The following is a 20,234-nucleotide window of genomic DNA, read 5'->3' as shown; positions in this document are numbered from 1 at the left end:
GTGAGGCGGACCCCGCCGCCGCCCTGGGCGGCCCGCGGGGCCGCGGGGTGCATCGCGCGAATGCGAGGGTGAAGACCGCCATGGACGTACGCGGGAGCGTCCCGCCCCCCGACCCGGTGCCCCCGGTGGCGCCGGATGTCCCGCGCCCGTACGAAGGCGTGTGGCGCTTCACCGCCCCCGCGCTCGACTCCTCGGTCCCGCAGGCCCGGCACGCGGTACGGGAGCTGGTCGTCCGTCAGGGCGTGCCGGTCAGTGAGGACCTGCTGCACGGCCTGCTGCTGATCGTCTCCGAGCTGGTCACCAACGCCGTGCGGCACGCCGCGCTGCTGTCGCCGGAGATCGCGGTGGAGTTCGCCGCGGGCGTGGACTGGGTACGGGTGGCCGTCGAGGACAACCACCCGTACCGGCCCAAGGCCCTCCAGGTCGACGACGCCGACACCGGCGGGCGCGGCCTGCTGCTGGTCAAGACGGTCACCGCCGAGGCGGGCGGGATGTGCGACGTCCAGCAGACCACGACCGGCGGCAAGGTCATCTGGGCCGCGCTCCCGCTGCCGCCGGGCCTGGTGCACTGACCGCTGCGGCCGCGGCTACCAGCCCGCGTCGCCGGTCAGCTCGCGGACCGCGGGCAGCGCGGCATCGAGCACGGTCGGGAACCAGGCGGAGAACGGCCCGGCGGCGCGGAGCGCGGCGAGCTCGACGGGCGCCACGAACGCGGTCTCGCCGATCTCCTCCGGGTCCGGGTCCAGGGGCGCGGTCACCAGGCCGACGAAGAGGTGGTTGAACTCCTGCTCGACCAGGCCCGACGCCGGGTCCGGGTGGTTGTAGCGGACCGTGCCGGCCTCCCGCATCAGCGCGGGCGCCGCGCCGAGCTCCTCGGCGGTGCGGCGCGCGGCGGCGACGAAGGGCGCTTCGCCCGGGTAGGGGTGGCCGCAGCAGGTGTTCGACCACACACCGGGGGAGTGGTACTTCCCCGCGGCCCGGCGCTGCAGCAGCAGCCTGCCCTCGCCGTCGAAGAGGAAGACCGAGAACGCCCTATGGAGCCGCCCCGGCGGCATGTGGGCCGACAGCTTCTCCGCGGTGCCGATCGTCGCACCGGTCTCGTCGACCAGCTCGAGGAGGATCGGCGCCGGGGCACCGTTGGAGGAGGGGTCCGCGGCGGGTGTGCGGGGCCGGCCGGCGGCGGGGCTCGTGGGCATGGCCATCCTTTGCTTCGACGACAAGACCTCAGTTTGCCTCACGCAAGGACGCACGGTGCGGTTGCAGCGTGTTTCCATCCGGTGACGCTGCGTCGACCGGTGCGACCTGCCCTCAGTGGCACAGCCGCGCCTCGTGCTCCGCGTGTCCCACCGGCTCCAGCTGGAAGGTGCAGTGCTCGACGTCGAAGTGGACGCCGAGGCAGCTCTGCAGGTCGTGCAGCATCTTCTCGTGGCCGACCGCGTCCAGGACGTCCCGGCTCACCACGACGTGCGCGGAGAGGACCGGCATCCCCGAGGTGATCGTCCACACGTGCAGGTCGTGCAGCCCGGCCACGCCGGGCAGCGCGAGGATGTGCGCGCGGACGTCGGCCATGTCCACGTCCTTGGGCGCGGCCTCCAGCAGGACGTCGATCGCCTCGCGCAGCAGCTTCCACGTCCGCGGGACGATCATCAGGCCGATCAGGATCGAGGCGACCGGGTCCGCGCGCTGCCAGCCGGTGGCCAGGATCACCAGCGCCGCCACGACAACGGCCAGCGAGCCCAGCGCGTCGGCCATGACCTCCAGGAACGCGCCCCGGACGTTCAGGCTCTCGCGCTGCCCGGCCATCAGCAGCAGCAGGGACACCGAGTTCGCCACCAGGCCGACCGCACCGAAGACGACGGTCAGTCCGCCCTCGACCTCGGTGGGCGTGATCAGCCGGCGGACCGCCTCGTAGAAGATGAAGGCGCCCACGCCGAACAGCAGCACCGCGTTGGCCACCGCCGAGAGGATCTCGGCCCGCGCCAGCCCGAAGGTGCGGCGCTCGCTCGGCGGGCGGTTGGCGAAGTGGATGGCCACCAGCGCCATCGCCAGGCCCGCCGAGTCCGTCGCCATGTGCCCGGCGTCGGCGAGCAGCGCCAGCGATCCGGTGAGCGCGGCACCCGCGACCTCCGCCACCAGGATCAGCAGCGTGATGCCGAGTGCCATGCGCAGCCGCCCGCGGTGGGCGGCGGCCGCCGTGCCCGTCGGTACGGACCCCGGCCCGTGCGGGTGGCCGTGGCCGTGCGCGTGTCCTGCGCCCATCGCCCGACACTCCCGTCCGTCGCCCTCAGCGCGACGGCGAGCCCGCGCGCGGAGACCGGCGAGCCCAGTGAACAACGGTCACCGTCCGTGGGCAACTCGCCGGCGGTCACCGCTGTCAGCCGTGGTGACCTGCGGTGATGTGCCGGACCGCGACGGCAGGGGAACGCCCGTGGTCAGGCGCCCCGCGCCTCCGGGCGGTTCAGGCACCAGCCCTCCCACGCGGACTCGACCATCTCGCGGACGCCACGGGTCGCCGTCCAGCCCAGCTCCCGGCGGATCAGCTCGGACGAGGCGACCACGCTCGCCGGGTCGCCCGCGCGCCGCGGCAGCACCAGGGGCACGACGTCCTTGCGGCCGGTGACCTCCAGGACGATGTCGATCAGCTCCCGGACCGAGACGCCCTCGCCGCGTCCGATGTTCACCGTCAGGTCGTCGCCGCCGTCCCGCTCGCCGACCCAGCGGGCCGCCGCGAGATGGGCGTCGGCGAGATCCTCGACGTGGATGTAGTCACGCACGCACGTGCCGTCGGGGGTGGCGTAGTCGTCCCCGAAGATCTGCGGTGCCTCGCCCCGGGTCAGCTTGTCGAAGACCATCGGGACGATGTTGAACACCCCGGTGTCGGCCAGCCGGGGCTCGGCCGCCCCCGCGACGTTGAAGTAGCGCAGACAGGCGGTGGAGATCCCGTGCGCCCGGCCGGCCGCCCGGACCAGCCACTCGCCGGCCAGCTTGGTCTCGCCGTACGGGCTCAGCGGCAGGCACGGCGTGGACTCGGTCACCAGCGGCACGTCGGGCAGGCCGTACACGGCGGCGGAGGAGGAGAAGACGAAGCGGCCGATGCCGGCGTCCGCCACCGCCTCCAGCAGCGTCCCGAGGCCGCCGAGGTTCTCCCGGTAGTAGCGCAGCGGCTGCTCCACCGACTCACCGACCTGCTTCCTGGCGGCCAGGTGCACCACACCCGTGACGCCGTGCCCGGCGATCGCGCGGTCCAGCACGGCGCGGTCCAGCACGGAGCCGGTCACCACCGGGACGTCCGCGGGCACCCTGGTCGGCACACCGGCCGAGCCGTCGTCGAGCACGACCACGTGCTCGCCCGCACGACTCATCGCCCGCACCACGTGAGATCCGATGAAGCCGGCCCCGCCGGTGATCAACCAAGTCATGGCGCCACCCTAGTGGCTCGGCGCGGGAGCGGGTGAGCGCCGGCCTCTCCCCTCGGGGCCACCGCCGAGGGCCCGGCTCACGGGGCACCGGGCGCCACACGTACGGGTTCCGTACGCCGGCTCCGGGCCGTGGCCGTGAGCGGGGTCGTGGCCGTCGACCGGACCGCGCGCACCGGCGTTCCGCTCGCGAGGGCCGGGCCCGCCGGGAGCCCGCGCACGCCGGTGGCCACCGTGATCTCCGTCCCACGGGACGCACCGGGCGTTGTCGGCGCCCGCGTGTTCGACGATGATGATCACGCCGTGCGGCCCACCGCAAGGGAAACGGCCGGTGAACGGAGCCTTCCGGGAATCCGATAGCCTCTGCCGACACGGCCCCGCTCGGCGCGTCGCACCCTGTGCGGCGGCGCCCGCGGAAGGCGCCGAGCACACCCGCAAGCCCAGGGAGATGAGTCCTTCTGTCGACCGCCATCCTCACCGGTCCGCCGGTCGCGATGTCGCCGATCGGGGGCGACCTGCGGAACCTCGGCTTCGAGGTCGTCACCGCGGAGGACGCCGCCTCGCTCGCCGCCCGCCTCCAGGCCGTCCCCGCGTCCGAGCGCGTCGCCGTTGTCGACCCGCGCTTCGTCGGGCACGTGCACGCACTGCGCCTCGGGCTGACCGACCCCCGCTTCGAGGCCTCCGCCGTGCCCGGCGCCGTCTCGGTGCGCCCCGACGCCCGCGCCGCCCTGGTGCGGGCCGTCGCGGAGACCGGGGCGGAGGGCGAGGGGGAGACCCTCGCCGACCGCCTCGCCGGGCGGATGGAGAAGGACGGCCTGACCGTCCACCGTCCCGAGCTCGGCGTCCTCGTCGCGACCGTCCCGGCCGACGCCACCGGGCGTGCGGGCGCGGAGGCGGCGGTCGCCGCCGTCGACGACGAGGCGGTACGGCTGCGCGGCGCCGTGAAGTCCCGCGACGGCTTCTTCACCACGTTCTTCATCAGCCCCTACTCGCGCTACCTCGCGCGCTGGTGCGCCCGCCGCGGGCTCACCCCGAATCAGGTGACCACCGCCTCGCTGCTGGTGGCCCTGATCGCGGCCGGCTGCGCGGCCACCGGGACCCGGCCGGGCTTCGTCGCCGCCGGCGTGCTGCTGCTGGCCTCGTTCGTCCTGGACTGCACCGACGGCCAGCTGGCCCGTTACTCGCTGCAGTACTCCACGCTCGGCGCCTGGCTGGACGCCACCTTCGACCGCGCCAAGGAGTACGCCTACTACGCGGGCCTCGCGCTCGGCGCGGCCCGCGGCGGCGACGACGTCTGGGCGCTGGCGCTCGGCGCCATGGTGCTGCAGACCTGCCGCCACGTCGTGGACTTCGCCTTCGCCGAGACCAGCCAGGACACCGGGAACGGCACCGCGGTGCTCTCCCGGAAACTCGACGGCGTCGGCTGGACGGTGTGGCTGCGCCGCATGATCGTGCTGCCGATCGGCGAACGCTGGGCGCTGATCGCCGTGCTCACCGCGACGACGACGCCGCGGATCACCCTCACCGTGCTCATCGTCGCCTCGGGGCTCGCGGCCTGCTACACCACGGCGGGCCGCCTGCTGCGCTCGCTCCGCCGCAGGACGCCCTACGGCGACGCCACCGCCCGGGCGCTGGCCGACCTGGCCGACACCGGCCCGCTCGCCGAGGGCCTCACCCGTCTCTTCCGGGGCCGCGGCGTCCCGGTGGCCGCGCTGCTGGGCGCGGCAGTGATGATCGCCACGTCGACGCTGGCGCCGGCCGGCAGCGCGTGGCCGCTCGTCGCCGCCGGCGGCTACGCCGTGACGTCGGCCCTCGCCGTCTCCAGGCCGCTCAAGGGAGCCCTCGACTGGATCGTGCCGCCGGTCTTCCGCGCGGCCGAATACACAACCATCCTGGTGCTCGCGGCGGTCTCCGACGTGAACGGAGCGTTGCCCGCGGCTTTCGGGCTGGTGGCCGCCGTCGCCTACCATCACTACGACACGGTGTACCGCATCCGTGGCGGGGCCGGAGCGCCTCCGCGGGGCCTGGTCCGCGCGACGGGCGGTCACGAGGGCCGGGTACTGCTGGTCACCGCGGCGGCCACGGCCCTGGCGCACCACACGGGTTTCACCGTCGCGCTGACGGTCCTCGCCGTCGCGCTGGCGGTGGTGGTGCTCACCGAGAGCATCGGCTTCTGGGTGTCCTCGCAAGCACCCGCTGTACACGACGAGACTGGAGGACCTGCATGATCGGCCTCGTGCTGGCGGCCGGCGCCGGACGGCGACTGCGCCCCTACACCGACACCCTGCCGAAGGCCCTGGTGCCGGTGGACCCGGCCGGCGAGGGGACGACCACCGTGCTGGACCTCACCCTGGGCAACTTCGCGGAGGTCGGCCTGACCGAGGCCGCCATCGTCGTGGGCTACCGCAAGGAGGCCGTCCGCGAGCGGCAGGCCGAGCTGGAGGCCAAGTACGGCCTGAAGCTCCACCTCGTCGAGAACGACAAGGCCGAGGAGTGGAACAACGCCTACTCCCTGTGGTGCGCCCGTGACGTCATCAGGGAAGGCGTCATCCTCGCCAACGGCGACACCGTGCACCCGGTCTCCGTGGAGCAGACCCTGCTCGCCGCCCGCGGCGACGGGCAGCGCATCATCCTCGCCCTCGACACGGTCAAGCACCTCGCCGACGAGGAGATGAAGGTCGTCACCGCCGAGGGCAAGGGCGTCCGGCGCATCACCAAGCTGATGGACCCGGCGTCCGCGACGGGCGAGTACATCGGTGTCACCCTCATCGAGGGCGAGGCCGGCGCAGACCTCGCCGACGCGCTGAAGGCCACCTTCGAGCGCGACCCGCAGCTGTACTACGAGGACGGCTACCAGGAGCTGGTCAACCGCGGCTTCCAGGTCGACGTCGCCCCCATCGGCGAGGTCCCCTGGGTCGAGATCGACAACCACGACGACCTCAACCGTGCCCGGGAGATCGCGTGCCGGTACTGACGAGGCTCATCCCCTCGCCGGTCGTCGTCGACATCAGGGCCGGCGCCCTGGACGACCTGGCGACCGTGCTCGCCGACCAGCGCATCTCCAGTTCCGGCAGGCTCGCCATCGCGGTGAGCGGCGGATCGGGTGCCGTGCTGCGCGAGCGGCTCGCCCCGGCGCTGCCGGGCGCGGACTGGTACGAGGTGGCCGGAGGCACCATCGACGGCGCCGTGCAGCTCGCCGACGCCATGCGCGGCAGCCGCTACGACGCGGTGGTCGGGCTCGGCGGCGGCAAGATCATCGACGCCGCCAAGTACGCCGCCGCGCGCGTCGGCCTGCCGCTGGTGGCGGTCGCGACCAACCTGTCGCACGACGGCATCTGCTCGCCGGTGTCCACCCTGGACAACGACAACGGCCGCGGCTCCTACGGCGTGCCGACCCCGATCGGACTCGTCATCGACCTCGACGTGATCCGCGAGGCCCCGGTCCGCTACGTGCGCTCCGGCATCGGCGACGCCCTGTCCAACATCTCGGCGATCGCCGACTGGGAGCTGTCCCACCGCGAGACCGGGGAGCCGATCGACGGGCTGGCCGCCGCCATGGCGCGCACCGCCGGCGAGTCGGTGCTCCGGCACCCCGGCGGCACGGGGGAGGACGACTTCCTGACCGTGCTGTCCGAGGCACTGGTGCTCACCGGCATCGCGATGTCGATCAGCGGCGACAGCCGTCCCGCCTCCGGGGCGTGCCACGAGATCAGCCACGCGATCGACCTGCTGTACCCCAAGCGGGCCGCCGCCCACGGCGAGCAGGTCGGCATCGCCGCCGCCTTCGCCATGTTCCTGCGCGGCGCCAAGGAGGAGGCCGGCCTCTTCGCGGAGGTCCTGCACCGCCACGGGCTGCCCACCACGCCAGGTGAAATCGGTTTCACCGAGGCCGAGTTCGTCACCGCCGTCGAATACGCTCCGCAGACCCGCCCCGGGCGTTACACGATCCTGGAGCACCTGGAGCTCTCCACCGACCAGATCAGGGACGCATACGCCGACTATGCCAAAACCATCGGTAGCTGAGCTGCGGCCGGTCGTTCACCCCGCGGGGCTGAAGGACCGTCGCAGCGGTGAGCACTGGGCCGGGCGCATCTACATGCGGGAGATCTCGCTGCGCTGGACCCGGCACCTCGTCAACAGCCGGGTAACCCCCAACCAGCTCACGTACCTCATGATCGTCGCCGGTATAGCGGCCGGCGCGGCCCTCTTGGTGCCCGGCTTGGCCGGCGCCGTGGCGGGCGCGCTGCTGATCCAGCTGTACCTGCTGCTGGACTGCGTCGACGGCGAGGTCGCACGCTGGCGCAAGCAGACCTCGATCACCGGCGTCTACCTCGACCGGGTGGGGCACTACCTGTCCGAGGCGGCGCTATTGGTCGGCTTCGGGCTGCGCGCGGCGGACCTCTTCCACCGCGAGGGCGCCACGACCCAGTGGGGCTGGGCCTTCCTCGGGACGCTGGCCGCGCTCGGCGCGATCCTCATCAAGGCCGAGACGGACCTGGTGGACGTGGCCCGCTCCCGCAGCGGCCTGCCCGCCGTCCAGGACGAGGCCTCCACGCCCCGGTCCTCCGGCCTGGCACTGGCCCGCAAGGCCGCCGCCGCGCTGAAGTTCCACCGACTGGTGGGCGGTGTCGAGGCCTCACTGCTGATCCTCGCGGCCGGCGTCGCGGACTCCGTCCACGGCGACCTGCTCTTCACCCGCATCGCCGTCTGCCTCCTGGCCGCCATCGCCGTGCTCCAGACGCTGCTGCACCTGGTGTCGATCCTCGCGTCGAGCAGGCTGAGGTGAGCGTCGTGGGGACGTCGACAGGGACGATCCGGCTGGGCGCGGTGATCATCACCATGGGCAACCGCCCCGAGGAACTGCGCGACCTGCTGGACTCGGTCGCCAAGCAGCGCGGACCGGCGGTCGAGGTGGCCGTGGTCGGCAACGGCTCGCCGCTGCCCGAGCTGCCCGCCGGGGTGCGGTCCGTCGAGCTGCCCGAGAACCTGGGCATCCCCGGCGGCCGGAACGTCGGAATCGAGGCCTTCGGCCCCGGTGGCAGCGAGGTCGACGTCCTGCTCTTCCTGGACGACGACGGGCTGCTGCCGAACGAGGACACCGCGGAGCTGGTGCGCGAGGCCTTCGCCGCGGACCCCGAGCTCGGCATCGTCAGCTTCCGGATCGCCGACCCGGAGTCCGGGACCACCCAGCGCCGTCACGTCCCCCGGCTGCGTGCCTCCGACCCCCTGCGCTCCTCGCGCGTCACCACCTTCCTCGGCGGTGCCAACGCCGTGCGCACGGAGGTCTTCCGGGAGGTCGGCGGCCTGCCCGACGAGTTCTTCTACGCCCACGAGGAGACCGACCTCGCCTGGCGGGCCCTCGACGCGGGCTGGATGATCGACTACCGCGCGGACATGGTGCTCTTCCACCCGCTGACCGCCCCGAGCCGCCACGCGGTCTACCACCGGATGGTGGCCCGCAACCGCGTGTGGCTGGCCCGCCGCAACCTGCCGTGGACCCTGGTCCCGGTCTACCTCGGCGTGTGGATGCTGCTGACCCTGCTGCGCAGACCCTCGGGCCCCGCGCTGAGGGCGTGGTTCGGCGGTTTCAAGGAGGGCTGGACGACCTCGAGCGGCCCGCGCCGGCCCATGCGGTGGCGGACCGTGTGGCGTCTCACCCGACTGGGCCGGCCCCCGATCATCTGACAAGCTCGGACAAGAGTGACCCCGCGCGACGGGCCCCGGCCCGTGGCGCACCAAGAGGACGAAAGTGTCAACTGTGAGCGAGACAACGCACGACGGTGCGGTCGCCGTGGGCCGGGTGCCCCCGGCGGACGGCGGCCTCACGCCGTCCCAGCTGGCGGCCAAGTACGGCCTGTCCGTCAGCGGCGCACGTCCGGGCCTCGTCGAGTACGTGCGGCAGCTGTGGAGCCGCCGTCATTTCATCGCGGCGTTCGCCCGGGCCCGCGTGTCCGCGCAGTACACCCAGGCCCGGCTGGGCCAGCTGTGGCAGGTGCTGACGCCGCTGCTGAACGCGGCCGTCTACTACTTCATCTTCGGCCTGCTGCTGGGCACCGACCGGGGTGTCGACAACTACATCGCCTTCCTGGTCACCGGCGTCTTCATCTTCACCTTCACCCAGTCCTCGGTGCTGGCGGGGGTGCGCGCCGTGGCGGGCAACCTCGGGCTGATCCGCGCACTGCACTTCCCGCGCGCGAGCCTGCCGATCGCGTTCACCCTGGTCCAGCTGCAGCAGCTGCTGATGTCGATGTTCGTGCTGCTGGCGATCGTGCTGATGACCGGCGAGGTGCCCGGCCCGTCGTGGCTGCTCGTCGTGCCCGCGCTCGTCCTGCAGTGCGTCTTCAACGCCGGTCTGGCGCTGGTGATGGCCCGGCTCGGCAGCAAGATGACCGACCTGGCGCAGCTCATGCCGTTCATCCTGAGGACCTGGATGTACGCGTCCGGTGTCATGTACAGCATCAGCCACTTCGCGGCGGGTGCCCCGGCCGTCGTCAAGATCGCCCTGGACGCCAATCCGGCGGCCGTCTACATCGACCTGATGCGCTTCGCGCTGATCGACAGCTTCACCTCCGAGCAGCTGCCACCGCACGTCTGGGCGCTGGCGCTGGGCTGGGCCGTGGTCATGGGCGTCGGGGGCTTCGTGTACTTCTGGAAGGCCGAGGAGAGGTACGGCCGTGGCTGAGCACAACGACGCCGCCCCGGGCGGCGAGCGCATCCCCACCGTGATCGTGGACGACCTGCACATCGTGTACCGGGTGCACGGTGCCGGCACCGGCAAGGGCAGCGCGGTCGGCGCCCTGTCCCGCATGGTCACCCGCAAGGGCAACCCGAACGTCCGCAAGGTGCACGCCGTGCGCGGCGTGAGCTTCACCGCCTACCGCGGCGAGGCGATCGGCCTGATCGGTTCCAACGGCTCGGGCAAGTCCACCATGCTGCGCGCCATCGCCGGGCTGCTGCCCGCGGAGAGCGGCAAGGTGTTCACCGAGGGCCAGCCCTCGCTGCTGGGCGTGAACGCCGCGCTGATGAACGACCTGACCGGTGAGCGCAACGTCATCCTGGGCGGCCTCGCCATGGGCATGTCGCAGGACGAGGTGCGGGAGCGCTACGAGCAGATCGTCGAGTTCTCCGGGATCAACGAGAAGGGCGACTTCATCTCGCTCCCCATGCGGACGTACTCCTCCGGCATGGCGGCGCGCCTGCGCTTCTCGATCGCCGCGGCCAAGAGCCACGACGTCCTGATGATCGACGAGGCCCTCGCCACCGGCGACCGCTCCTTCCAGAAGCGCTCGGAGGCGCGGATCCGCGAGCTGCGCAAGGAGGCGGGCACGGTCTTCCTGGTCAGCCACAACAACAAGTCGATCCGCGACACCTGCGACCGCGTGCTGTGGCTGGAGAAGGGCGAGCTGCGCATGGACGGCCCCACGGACGTCGTCCTGAAGGCGTACGAGGAGTTCACCGCGAAGTGACCCCGCGGACCGGCCCGCGCCCCTGACCGGGGCGCGGGCCGGCGCATGCCCGGAGGCCGGGGGAGGCGCCATGCGGGCGCCCCGGCGCTCGTCCGGTCCCCGCGACCTGCGAACTCTCCCGCCCCCGCGCGCCGTTCGACCGCGTTCCCGCCCCCGCCGCGGCTCCCGTCCGCCGGGACGCCGTCCGGGCTCCCCGCGGGCCCGGTGGGGATACGCCAAGTGAGTGGGCGCGCGCCCGGCGCATCCGCGGCGCGCGGTTTGCGGGGCGAATGGGGCTGATGATTTTCCCGGGATTTTGCGAGACACCGGGGACGGGAACCCGCGGTTTGTGCGTTGCTGCTTTCGGATCGACATCGGTCCGCCCCCCGGCGCACGCCGGAGCGGATCCGCGCCGTAAGCTGTAGCGGTACTCAATCGCCGGATCTCGGGCGATACGTCCGGAGAGTCGGTTCGAGTGCAGGGACAGCCCGGAGCAGGAATTATAGGAGCGGCGTGTCCGAAATTGGGTGTAATGGGCTATCGGTGTAGAACGGGGGATGTGACGGAAATGGCTCTGTGGACCCCTGGGGAGAAAGCACCCACCGCCCGCACAGCGGGACGTCCACGGTGACCGGTCTCAAGCCCGAGGCGCGGGCTGTCACGGCGCCGGACCCCCATTCACGTGCCGTCCTCGACAAGGCGGCCCGCGAGAACTTTCCCGTCGCTCCCTTCTTCGTCCCCCGCTCCTGGCGTGCCGACCTGATGGCGGTCTACGGCTTCGCCCGGCTCGTCGACGACATCGGCGACGGGGACCTGGCCGACGGCGGCCGTACCGACGCCGTACGTCTGGGACTGCCGGCGGAGGCCGCCGAGGACCGTCTCGCCATGCTCGACGCCTTCGAGGCGGACCTGCGCCGGGTCTTCGACGCCGGCCCCGACGACATCCGCCACCCGCTGCTGCGCGCGCTGCGGCCCACCGTCCGGCGGCACGGTCTGACACCGGCCCCGTTCCTCGGCCTCGTCGAGGCCAACCGCCAGGACCAGGTCGTCCGCCGCTACGCCCGCTACGAGGACCTGCTCGCCTACTGCGAGCTGTCGGCGAACCCGGTCGGCCGGCTCGTGCTCGGCATCACCGGTACCGCCACGCCCGAGCGGATCCGCCGCTCGGACGCGATCTGCACCGCGCTGCAGATCATCGAGCACCTCCAGGACGTGGCCGAGGACCTCGGCCGCGACCGCATCTACCTGCCCGCCGAGGACATGAAGCGCTTCGGCGTCACCGAAACCGATCTCACCGCGGCGACCGCGGGCGCACAGGTGCGCGCACTGGTTGCGTACGAAGCGGAACGCGCCCGAGACCTCCTGAATGAAGGCACCCCCTTGGTGGGTAGCGTCCACGGCAGGCTCAGGCTGTTGCTCGCCGGGTTCACCGGAGGAGGCCGCGCCGCCCTGCGGGCGATCGCGGACGCGGGGTACGACGTGCTGCCCGGGCCGCCGAAGGCGGGCAGGTTGAGCCTGCTGCGCGAGGTGGGGTCGACATTGCGAAGAGAGGGGTGAGCCGGACCGTGAACGGCTCCGATCGCATGTCCGGACCTGTGCTCGCGGCCTACCGCTACTGCGAGGTCGTCACCGGCCACGAGGCCCGGAACTTCGCCTACGGCATCCGGCTCCTGCCCACCCCCAAGCGGCAGGCCATGTCCGCGCTCTACGCCTTCTCCCGGCGGGTGGACGACATCGGCGACGGCGACCTCGACCTCCCCGAGAAGCAGCGGCGGCTCGACGGGACCCGGGCGCTGCTCACCCGCGTCCGCGAGGGCGCGGTCGGCGAGGACGACACCGACCCGGTGGCCGTCGCGCTCGCCGACGCCGCGCGCCGCTTCCCGCTCCCGCTCGGCGGGCTCGAGGAACTGATCGACGGCGTCCAGATGGACCTGCGCGGCGACACCTACGAGACGTGGGAGGACCTCGCGTCCTACTGCCGTTGCGTCGCCGGTGCCATCGGCCGGCTGTCGCTCGGCGTCTTCGGCACCCGTCCCGGCGTGCCCGGCCGGGAGCGCGCCGCGGAGTACGCGGACACCCTCGGCCTCGCCCTGCAACTCACCAACATCCTGCGCGACCTGCGCGAGGACGCCGCCAACGGGCGCACCTACCTGCCCGCCGACGACCTCGCGAAGTTCGGCTGCTCCGCCGGTTTCCTCACCGACACCCCGCCGCCCGGGTCCGACTTCGCGGGCCTGGTCGAGTACGAGGTGAAGCGGGCCCGCGCCCTGTTCGCCGAGGGGTACCGGCTGCTGCCCATGCTCGACCGCCGCAGCGGCGCCTGCGTCTCGGCCATGGCCGGCATCTACCGCCGCCTCCTGGAGCGCATCGCCGCCGATCCCGAGGCCGTCCTGCGCGGCCGGGTCTCGCTCCCCGGCCACCAGAAGGCGTACGTCGCGGCGCGCGGCCTCGCCGGTCTCGACGCCCGACGTGCCGCCAGGAGGCGCGTGTGACACCCGCCCCACCGGCCGCGGGCCCCTTCACCCGCACCGGCAAAAGCACCGCAACCAGCACGGGAGCGGCAGCGTCGCGGAAAACCGCTGTTTTCCGCCGCCATGAGGCAACCGCCGCCGTGCCGGCGGCGTCACTGTCGGCAATGGTGCGCCGCGCCTCGCGCGGCGGCACCCGGGGGAGGACGCATGGCTGAGCGCACGGCCGTCGTGATCGGCGGCGGGCTCGCGGGCACGACGGCGGCACTCGCACTGGCCGACGCCGGGCTGCGCGTCACCCTGCTCGAGGCCCGGCCCCGGCTGGGCGGACTCGCCTTCTCCTTCCGGCGCGGTGACCTCACGGTCGACAACGGCCAGCACGTCTTCCTGCGGTGCTGCGTCGCCTACCTGCGGTTCCTGGAGCGCATCGACGCGGCCGACCTCGTCACCCTCCAGGACCGGCTCGACGTACCGGTACTCGACGTGGCGACCCCGCGGCCCCGGCTCGGCCGGCTGCGCCGCGCGGGGCTGCCCGTACCGCTGCACCTGGCCGCGAGCCTGGCCACCTACCCGCATCTCTCCCTGGCCGAGCGGGCGTCCGTCGGGCGCGCCGCGCTCGCGCTGCGCTCACTGGACCCCGCCGACCCGGCGCTCGACGCCGTGGACTTCGGCACCTGGCTGCGCGAGCACGGCCAGTCGGCCCGCACCATCGAGGCGCTGTGGGACCTGGTCGGCGTGGCCACACTCAACGCCACGGCCGACGAGGCGTCACTGGGCCTGGCCGCCAAGGTCTTCAAGACCGGTCTGCTCTCCGCCCCGGGCGCCGCGGACATCGGCTGGGCCGCCCGGCCGCTCGGCGAACTGCACGACGACCGCGCCCGCACCGCCCTGGACAAGGCGGGCGTGCGCACCCTGCTGCGCACCCGCGCCACCTCCCTCACCCGCACGGACGCGTCCGAGCCGGTACGGTCCCGCGACGGCGGCCCCGGGGACGGCGGACCGGTCTGGGAGGTCGAGGCGGAGTCCGGACCCGGACGCGCCGAGCGCTTCACGGCCGACGCCGTCGTCCTGGCCGTGCCGCAGCAGGAGGCCCACGGACTGCTCCCCGCGGGCGCCCTGGCCGACCAGGACGCGCTGCTGCGCATCGGCACCGCGCCGATCCTCAACGTGCACGTCGTCTACGACCGCCAGGTCATGCGGCAGCCGTTCTTCGCCGCCCTCGGTAGCCCCGTGCAGTGGGTCTTCGACCGCACGGAGCACTCCGGCCTGACCGGCGGGGGCCAGTACGTCGCCCTGTCCCAGTCGGCGGCCCAGGAGGAGATCGATCTCCCCGTGGCCGAACTGCGAAAGCGCTACCTGCCGGAACTGGAGCGGCTGCTCCCGGTCGCGCGCGAAGCCGCCGTACTGGACTTCTTCGTCACCAGGGAACGGACCGCGACCTTCGCGCCCCTCCCCGGTGTCGGCGCCCTCCGCCCGGGTCCCCGGACCCGGGAACCGGGCGTCTGGCTCGCCGGCGCTTGGACCGCGACCGGCTGGCCCGCGACGATGGAAAGCGCGGTCCGCAGCGGTTTGCAAGCCTCCCGAGCAGCTTTGACCGCACTCCGCCATCCCTTCGACCCACGTACCTTCGCAATCGAAGGCCTGGAGCCGGTATGAGCATGACCAGTGCAATCAGAGGAGAGAATGTGACCGCTGGCAACGAGCAGATGACCGCGGGCGTCGACAGAGGGACCGTGACCGCGCTCCTGGAGCGCGGCCGGGAACTGTCCACGCCGGTGCTGCGCGCCGCCGTGGACCGCCTCGCACCCCCGATGGACACCGTCGCCGCCTACCACTTCGGATGGATCGACGCCGCCGGCAACCCGACCCACGGCGACAGCGGCAAGGCCGTACGGCCGGCACTCGCGCTGCTGTCCGCCGAGGCGGCCGGCGCCGCCCCCGAGGTGGGCATCCCGGGCGCGGTCGCCGTGGAACTGGTGCACAACTTCTCCCTGCTGCACGACGACCTGATGGACGGTGACGAGCAGCGCCGCCACCGCGACACCGTCTGGAAGGTGCACGGCCCCGCCCAGGCCATCCTGGTCGGCGACGCCCTCTTCGCCCTCGCCAACGAGATCCTGCTGGAGCAGGGCACCGTGGAGGCCGGCCGGGCCACCCGCCGGATCACCACCGCCACCCGCAAACTGATCGACGGACAGGCCCAGGACATCTCCTTCGAGCACCGCGAGCGGGTCACCGTCGAGGAGTGCCTGGAGATGGAGGGCAACAAGACCGGTGCCCTCCTGGCCTGCGCCTGCTCCATCGGCGCGGTGCTCGGCGGCGCCTCCGAGGCCGACGCCGACGCCCTGGAGGAGTACGGCTACCACCTCGGCCTGGCCTTCCAGGCCGTGGACGACCTGCTCGGCATCTGGGGCGACCCGGCCGCCACCGGCAAGCAGACCTGGAGCGACCTGCGCCAGCGCAAGAAGTCCCTCCCGGTGGTCGCCGCACTGGCCGCGGGCGGCTCCGCCTCACGGCGCCTGGCCGACATCCTCGCCGCGGACGCGAAGGCCGCGGATTCGACGGACCGTAATGACATCGAGTCCTTCGACGAGGAAGAGTTCGCGACACGGGCGGCGTTGATCGAGGAGGCCGGAGGCCGGGAGTGGACCTCCCGGGAAGCCCGCCGGCAGTACGCCACCGCCATCGCCGCACTCGACAAAATGGACATGCCGGGAGAAGTTCACCGTAAGCTCGTGGGCCTGGCGGATTTCGTGGTGGTTCGCGAGAAGTAAGGACACAACTGGAGCGCAGTACGTCGCCGGCCGGGCGCGCGTGACGGCCGACGGCAGCCCCAACACCGCAGACAGAACGACTGTGCAAAGGGGAAGCCATGACAGCGACGACCGACGGCGGTCCCGGGGGCGATGCGGCCCGCGGGACACCCTCGGCCAGAACGAAGACCTCGGGCGCGATCCCGGAACCGGCGTCAGGTCCCGGGCCCGGCGGCCTCACCGGCCGGACCGAGGAGCTCGCGGCCGAGGCCGCGCGCCGGGCCACCGGCCACCTGCTGGCCCGTCAGCATCCTGACGGCTGGTGGAAGGGCGACCTCGAGACCAACGTCACGATGGACGCCGAGGACCTGCTGCTCCGTCAGTTCCTCGGCATCCAGGACGAGAGGGTCACCGAGGCCGCCGGCCGCTGGATCAGGTCCCAGCAACGCGAGGACGGCGCCTGGCCCACCTTCCACGGCGGACCCGGCGACCTCTCGGCCACCGTCGAGGCCTACGTCGCGCTGCGGCTCGCCGGTGACGCCCCGGACGAGCCCTGGATGGCCGCCGCGTCGGCCTTCGTCCGCGAGCGCGGCGGCATCGCACGGGCACGGGTCTTCACCCGGATCTGGCTCGCCCTGTTCGGCTGGTGGCGCTGGGACGACCTCCCGGAACTGCCGCCCGAGCTGATCTACCTGCCCAAGTGGGTCCCGCTCAACATCTACTCCTTCGCCAGCTGGGCCCGGCAGACCATCGTGCCGCTGACCATCGTCGCCGCCCACCGGCCGGTACGGCCCGCCCCGTTCGTCCTCGACGAGCTCCACACCGACCCCGCGCGGCCCAACCCGCCCGTCCCGCGGGCGCCGCTGTCCAGCTGGGACGGCTTCTTCCAGCGGCTCGACCGGGCCCTGCACGCCTACCGCAAGGTCAGCGTCCGCCCGCTGCGGCGGGCCGCGATGCGCTCGGCGGCGCGCTGGATCATCGAACGCCAGGAGAACGACGGCTGCTTCGGCGGCATCCAGCCGCCCGCCGTGTACTCCGTCATCGCGCTCCACCTGCTCGGCTACGACCTCGACCACCCCGTGCTGCGCGCCGGCCTGCGGGCGCTGGACGAGTTCGCGGTCTGGCCGGACAAGGACACACGGATGATCGAGGCGTGCCAGTCCCCGGTCTGGGACACCTGCCTTGCCACCATCGCGCTCGCCGATGCCGGTGTCCCCGCCGACGACCCGGCGCTCGTCAAGGCGGCCGAGTGGATGCTGGGGGAGCAGATCACCAAGTCCGGTGACTGGGCCGTGCAGCGGCCCGGGCTGCCCTCGGGCGGCTGGGCGTTCGAGTTCCAGAACGACACCTACCCCGACATCGACGACACCGCGGAGGTCGTCCTCGCCCTGCTCAGGGTCGACCACCCGGATCCGGAACGGATCAGGGCCTCGGTCGACCGCGGGGTGCGCTGGAACGTCGGGATGCAGTCGAAGAACGGCGCCTGGGGCGCCTTCGACGCGGACAACACCAGTGCCTTCCCCAACCGGCTGCCCTTCTGCGACTTCGGCGAGGTCATCGACCCGCCGTCGGCCGACGTCACGGCCCACGTGGTCGAGATGCTGGCCGCCCTCGGCCTGGAGCACGCCCCGCACACCCGGCGCGGGATCGACTGGCTGCTCGCCGAACAGGAGCGCAACGGCGCCTGGTTCGGCCGCTGGGGCGTCAACTACATCTACGGCACCGGTTCGGTGGTCCCGGCCCTCGTGGCGGCCGGCCTCCCGGCGGCCCACCCCGCCATCCGGCGGGCGGTGGGCTGGCTGGAGTCCGTGCAGAACGAGGACGGGGGCTGGGGCGAGGACCTGCGCTCGTACTCCTCCGACGAGTGGATCGGCCGGGGCGAGTCCACCGCCTCCCAGACCGCCTGGGCCCTGCTGGCCCTGCTGGCGGCGGGCGAACGCGACGGCGAGGCGGTCCGGCGCGGGGTGCGATGGCTGGCCCGTACCCAGAAGGAGGACGGGTCCTGGGAAGAGCCGTACTTCACCGGCACCGGCTTCCCCAGGGACTTCTCCATCAACTACCACCTCTACCGGATGGTCTTCCCGCTCACCGCCCTCGGGCGCTACGTGCGCGGCGAGCCGTTCGGCGGGCTACGGAAGGGGGCCTGATGGGGCCGTCCGGCCCACCTCTGCTCATCGTCTGCGCGCTGCGGGTGGAACGGTTCGCCCTGCGCGGCGGGGACCGCAGCCACGCGGCCGGCCCGGTCGCCTTCGTGCGCACGGGCATGGGGCCGCAGGCCGCGGAACGCGCCGTCACCGCCGCGCTGCGCGACCCCGCCCTGGACGGTGCGGCAGTCCTGACCACCGGCTTCTGTGCCGGGCTGGCCCCCGGGATGCGGCCGGGCGACGTGGTCGTCGCCGACGAGCCGCATGACGGGGAATCACTCGCCGCCGCCCTCAAGGCGGCGGGACACACCGTGCACGTGGGCCGGCTCGCGGAGTCGGACCACGTCGTACGGGGCCCGGAGCGGGCGGCGCTCCGGGCCACCGGTGCCGTCGCCGTCGACATGGAGTCGGCGGCGATGATGCGGGCCGCGCTCGCCCGGGGTCCACGCCCGGTCGCCGCGGCCCGCGTGGTCGTCGACACGCCCGAGTTCGAGCTCGTGCGGGTCGGCACGCTCCGCACGGGGATCACCGCTTTCCGCGTGCTGAGGGACCTTCTTCCTGTTTTTCTCGATTGGCACCGCTCTACTGCGCTCCCCTGGAGGTGAGCTAGATGGCCATGCCGCTCCGACAGTCCATCAGGGTCGGCACCTACCTCTTCGAACAGAAAATGCTCCGCAGGCGCGAGAAGTTCCCGCTCATCGTCGAACTCGAGCCGCTTTTCGCGTGCAACCTGAAATGCGAGGGCTGCGGGAAGATCCAGCACCCGGCGGGCGTGCTGAAGCAGCGCATGCCGGTGGCACAGGCCGTGGGTGCCGTCCTGGAATCGGGCGCGCCGATGGTGTCGATCGCCGGCGGCGAACCCCTGATGCACCCGCAGATCGACGAGATCGTGCGGCAGCTGGTGGCCAAGAGGAAGTACGTCTTCCTCTGCACCAACGCCATGCTGCTGCGCAAGAAGATGGACAAGTTCACCCCGTCGCCCTATTTCGCCTTCGCCGTGCACATCGACGGGCTGCGCGAGAGGCACGACGAGTCGGTCGCCAAGGAAGGAGTCTTCGACGAGGCGGTGGAGGCGATCAAGGAGGCCAAGCGGCGCGGTTTCCGGGTCACCACCAATTCGACCTTCTTCAACACCGACACCCCGCAGACCGTCATCGAGGTGCTCAACTTCCTCAATGACGACCTGCAGGTCGACGAGATGATGATCTCGCCGGCCTACGCCTACGAGAAGGCTCCCGACCAGGAGCACTTCCTCGGCGTGGAACAGACCCGCGAACTGTTCAAGAAGGCCTTCTCGGGCGGCAACCGGAAGAAGTGGAGGCTCAACCACAGCCCTCTGTTCCTGGACTTCCTCGAGGGCAAGGTGGACTTCCCGTGCACCGCCTGGGCGATCCCCAACTACTCCCTGTTCGGCTGGCAGCGTCCCTGCTACCTGATGAGCGACGGTTACGTGACCACGTACAAGGAGCTCGTCGAGGACACCGACTGGAGCAAGTACGGCCGCGGCAAGGACCCGCGCTGCGCCAACTGCATGGCGCACTGCGGCTACGAGCCGACCGCCGTCCTGGCCACGATGACCTCCCTCAAGGAGTCCATCAGGGCCACCCGGGAGACCGTCACGGGCAACCGCGGGAAGTGACGTCGCGATGACAGCTGTCGAGCCCGTTCCGCTCGGCCTGCCCTCCGTACCGGCCCGACCGCTCGCGGAGCGCCGCCCTTCGCGGCGCATCCAGGTCGGGCCGGTGGCGGTGGGCGGCGACGCCCCCGTCTCGGTCCAGTCCATGACGACCACGCTCACCGCCGACGTCAACGCGACCCTGCAGCAGATCGCCGAACTGACGGCGGCGGGCTGCCAGATCGTCCGGGTGGCCTGCCCCTCGCAGGACGACGCCGACGCGCTGCCGCAGATCGCGAGGAAGTCGCAGATCCCGGTGATCGCGGACATCCACTTCCAGCCGAAGTACGTGTTCGCGGCGATCGACGCGGGCTGTGCGGCGGTGCGGGTGAA

At 72.5% G+C, this 20,234-nt stretch carries 19 protein-coding genes; 16 read left to right on the top strand and 3 right to left on the bottom strand.

Going from position 1 to position 20,234, the window contains the following annotated elements; translation table 11 throughout:
• The first annotated feature begins 80 nt into the window (after window positions 1-80).
• On the top strand, window positions 81-572 hold the full coding sequence (locus ACFW3D_RS32270) for an ATP-binding protein (RefSeq protein WP_500510259.1): 492 nt from the start codon (window positions 81-83) through the stop codon (window positions 570-572).
• A gap of 15 nt (window positions 573-587) precedes the next feature.
• Here ACFW3D_RS32270 and idi read toward each other — a convergent pair whose 3' ends face one another.
• The 3 genes from idi to galE form a co-directional block, all read right to left on the bottom strand.
• Window positions 588-1,196: an isopentenyl-diphosphate Delta-isomerase gene (gene idi / locus ACFW3D_RS32265; protein WP_500510257.1), complete on the bottom strand. Its 609-nt coding sequence runs from the start codon at window positions 1,194-1,196 to the stop codon at window positions 588-590.
• 112 nt (window positions 1,197-1,308) lie between these two features.
• Window positions 1,309-2,259, bottom strand: coding sequence for a cation diffusion facilitator family transporter (locus ACFW3D_RS32260; protein WP_500510255.1), 951 nt, complete (start codon window positions 2,257-2,259; stop codon window positions 1,309-1,311).
• A gap of 173 nt (window positions 2,260-2,432) precedes the next feature.
• Window positions 2,433-3,419 carry a UDP-glucose 4-epimerase GalE gene (galE, locus tag ACFW3D_RS32255; protein WP_500510252.1) on the bottom strand — a complete coding sequence of 329 codons (987 nt, stop codon included), beginning with the start codon at window positions 3,417-3,419 and terminating at the stop codon, window positions 2,433-2,435.
• A gap of 455 nt (window positions 3,420-3,874) precedes the next feature.
• On the opposite strand from galE, the gene ACFW3D_RS32250 reads away from it, so the two are divergent.
• The 15 genes from ACFW3D_RS32250 to ACFW3D_RS32180 all read left to right on the top strand — a co-directional run.
• Window positions 3,875-5,644: a DUF5941 domain-containing protein gene (locus ACFW3D_RS32250; protein WP_500510310.1), complete on the top strand. Its 1,770-nt coding sequence runs from the start codon at window positions 3,875-3,877 to the stop codon at window positions 5,642-5,644.
• On the top strand, window positions 5,641-6,390 hold the full coding sequence (locus tag ACFW3D_RS32245) for a phosphocholine cytidylyltransferase family protein (protein ID WP_500510250.1): 750 nt from the start codon (window positions 5,641-5,643) through the stop codon (window positions 6,388-6,390). The genes ACFW3D_RS32250 and ACFW3D_RS32245 overlap by 4 nt, the downstream gene beginning before the upstream one ends.
• Complete coding sequence (locus ACFW3D_RS32240; RefSeq protein ID WP_500510248.1) at window positions 6,378-7,439, top strand: iron-containing alcohol dehydrogenase family protein; 1,062 nt, start codon at window positions 6,378-6,380, stop codon at window positions 7,437-7,439. Before ACFW3D_RS32245 ends, ACFW3D_RS32240 begins: the two co-directional genes overlap by 13 nt.
• The gene (locus tag ACFW3D_RS32235) at window positions 7,417-8,202 is read left to right on the top strand and encodes a CDP-alcohol phosphatidyltransferase family protein (RefSeq protein ID WP_500510245.1); all 786 of its coding nucleotides are present in this window, start codon (window positions 7,417-7,419) and stop codon (window positions 8,200-8,202) included. Before ACFW3D_RS32240 ends, ACFW3D_RS32235 begins: the two co-directional genes overlap by 23 nt.
• A gap of 53 nt (window positions 8,203-8,255) precedes the next feature.
• Complete coding sequence (locus ACFW3D_RS32230; RefSeq protein WP_500510308.1) at window positions 8,256-9,101, top strand: glycosyltransferase family 2 protein; 846 nt, start codon at window positions 8,256-8,258, stop codon at window positions 9,099-9,101.
• Window positions 9,102-9,174: 73 nt separating this feature from the next.
• Window positions 9,175-10,098: an ABC transporter permease gene (locus ACFW3D_RS32225; RefSeq protein WP_500510243.1), complete on the top strand. Its 924-nt coding sequence runs from the start codon at window positions 9,175-9,177 to the stop codon at window positions 10,096-10,098.
• Window positions 10,091-10,882: an ABC transporter ATP-binding protein gene (locus ACFW3D_RS32220; protein WP_500510241.1), complete on the top strand. Its 792-nt coding sequence runs from the start codon at window positions 10,091-10,093 to the stop codon at window positions 10,880-10,882. Before ACFW3D_RS32225 ends, ACFW3D_RS32220 begins: the two co-directional genes overlap by 8 nt.
• Window positions 10,883-11,488: 606 nt before the next feature.
• A complete protein-coding gene (hpnC, locus tag ACFW3D_RS32215) occupies window positions 11,489-12,418 on the top strand; it encodes a squalene synthase HpnC (RefSeq protein WP_500510239.1) in 930 nt (309 codons plus the stop codon).
• Between the two features lie 26 nt (window positions 12,419-12,444).
• The gene (gene hpnD / locus ACFW3D_RS32210) at window positions 12,445-13,353 is read left to right on the top strand and encodes a presqualene diphosphate synthase HpnD (protein WP_500510306.1); all 909 of its coding nucleotides are present in this window, start codon (window positions 12,445-12,447) and stop codon (window positions 13,351-13,353) included.
• Window positions 13,354-13,539: 186 nt separating this feature from the next.
• The gene (gene hpnE / locus ACFW3D_RS32205) at window positions 13,540-14,985 is read left to right on the top strand and encodes a hydroxysqualene dehydroxylase HpnE (RefSeq protein WP_500510236.1); all 1,446 of its coding nucleotides are present in this window, start codon (window positions 13,540-13,542) and stop codon (window positions 14,983-14,985) included.
• The gene (locus ACFW3D_RS32200; RefSeq protein ID WP_500510234.1) at window positions 14,982-16,103 is read left to right on the top strand and encodes a polyprenyl synthetase family protein; all 1,122 of its coding nucleotides are present in this window, start codon (window positions 14,982-14,984) and stop codon (window positions 16,101-16,103) included. The genes hpnE and ACFW3D_RS32200 overlap by 4 nt, the downstream gene beginning before the upstream one ends.
• A 98-nt stretch (window positions 16,104-16,201) precedes the next feature.
• On the top strand, window positions 16,202-18,229 hold the full coding sequence (gene shc / locus ACFW3D_RS32195) for a squalene--hopene cyclase (protein WP_500510232.1): 2,028 nt from the start codon (window positions 16,202-16,204) through the stop codon (window positions 18,227-18,229).
• Window positions 18,229-18,831, top strand: coding sequence for a phosphorylase family protein (locus ACFW3D_RS32190; protein ID WP_500510230.1), 603 nt, complete (start codon window positions 18,229-18,231; stop codon window positions 18,829-18,831). Before shc ends, ACFW3D_RS32190 begins: the two co-directional genes overlap by 1 nt.
• Window positions 18,832-18,836: 5 nt before the next feature.
• The gene (gene hpnH, locus ACFW3D_RS32185) at window positions 18,837-19,865 is read left to right on the top strand and encodes an adenosyl-hopene transferase HpnH (protein WP_500510228.1); all 1,029 of its coding nucleotides are present in this window, start codon (window positions 18,837-18,839) and stop codon (window positions 19,863-19,865) included.
• Between the two features lie 7 nt (window positions 19,866-19,872).
• On the top strand, window positions 19,873-20,234 hold a 362-nt coding region (locus ACFW3D_RS32180; protein WP_500510227.1), incomplete at its 3' end, for a flavodoxin-dependent (E)-4-hydroxy-3-methylbut-2-enyl-diphosphate synthase.

The sequence above is a fragment of the Streptomyces sp. NPDC058864 genome (genome assembly GCF_042742985.1).
Lineage (GTDB): Bacteria > Actinomycetota > Actinomycetes > Streptomycetales > Streptomycetaceae > Actinacidiphila.
Note: the sequence above shows the minus strand (reverse complement) of the source record. Positions and strands in the feature narration are given on the sequence as shown.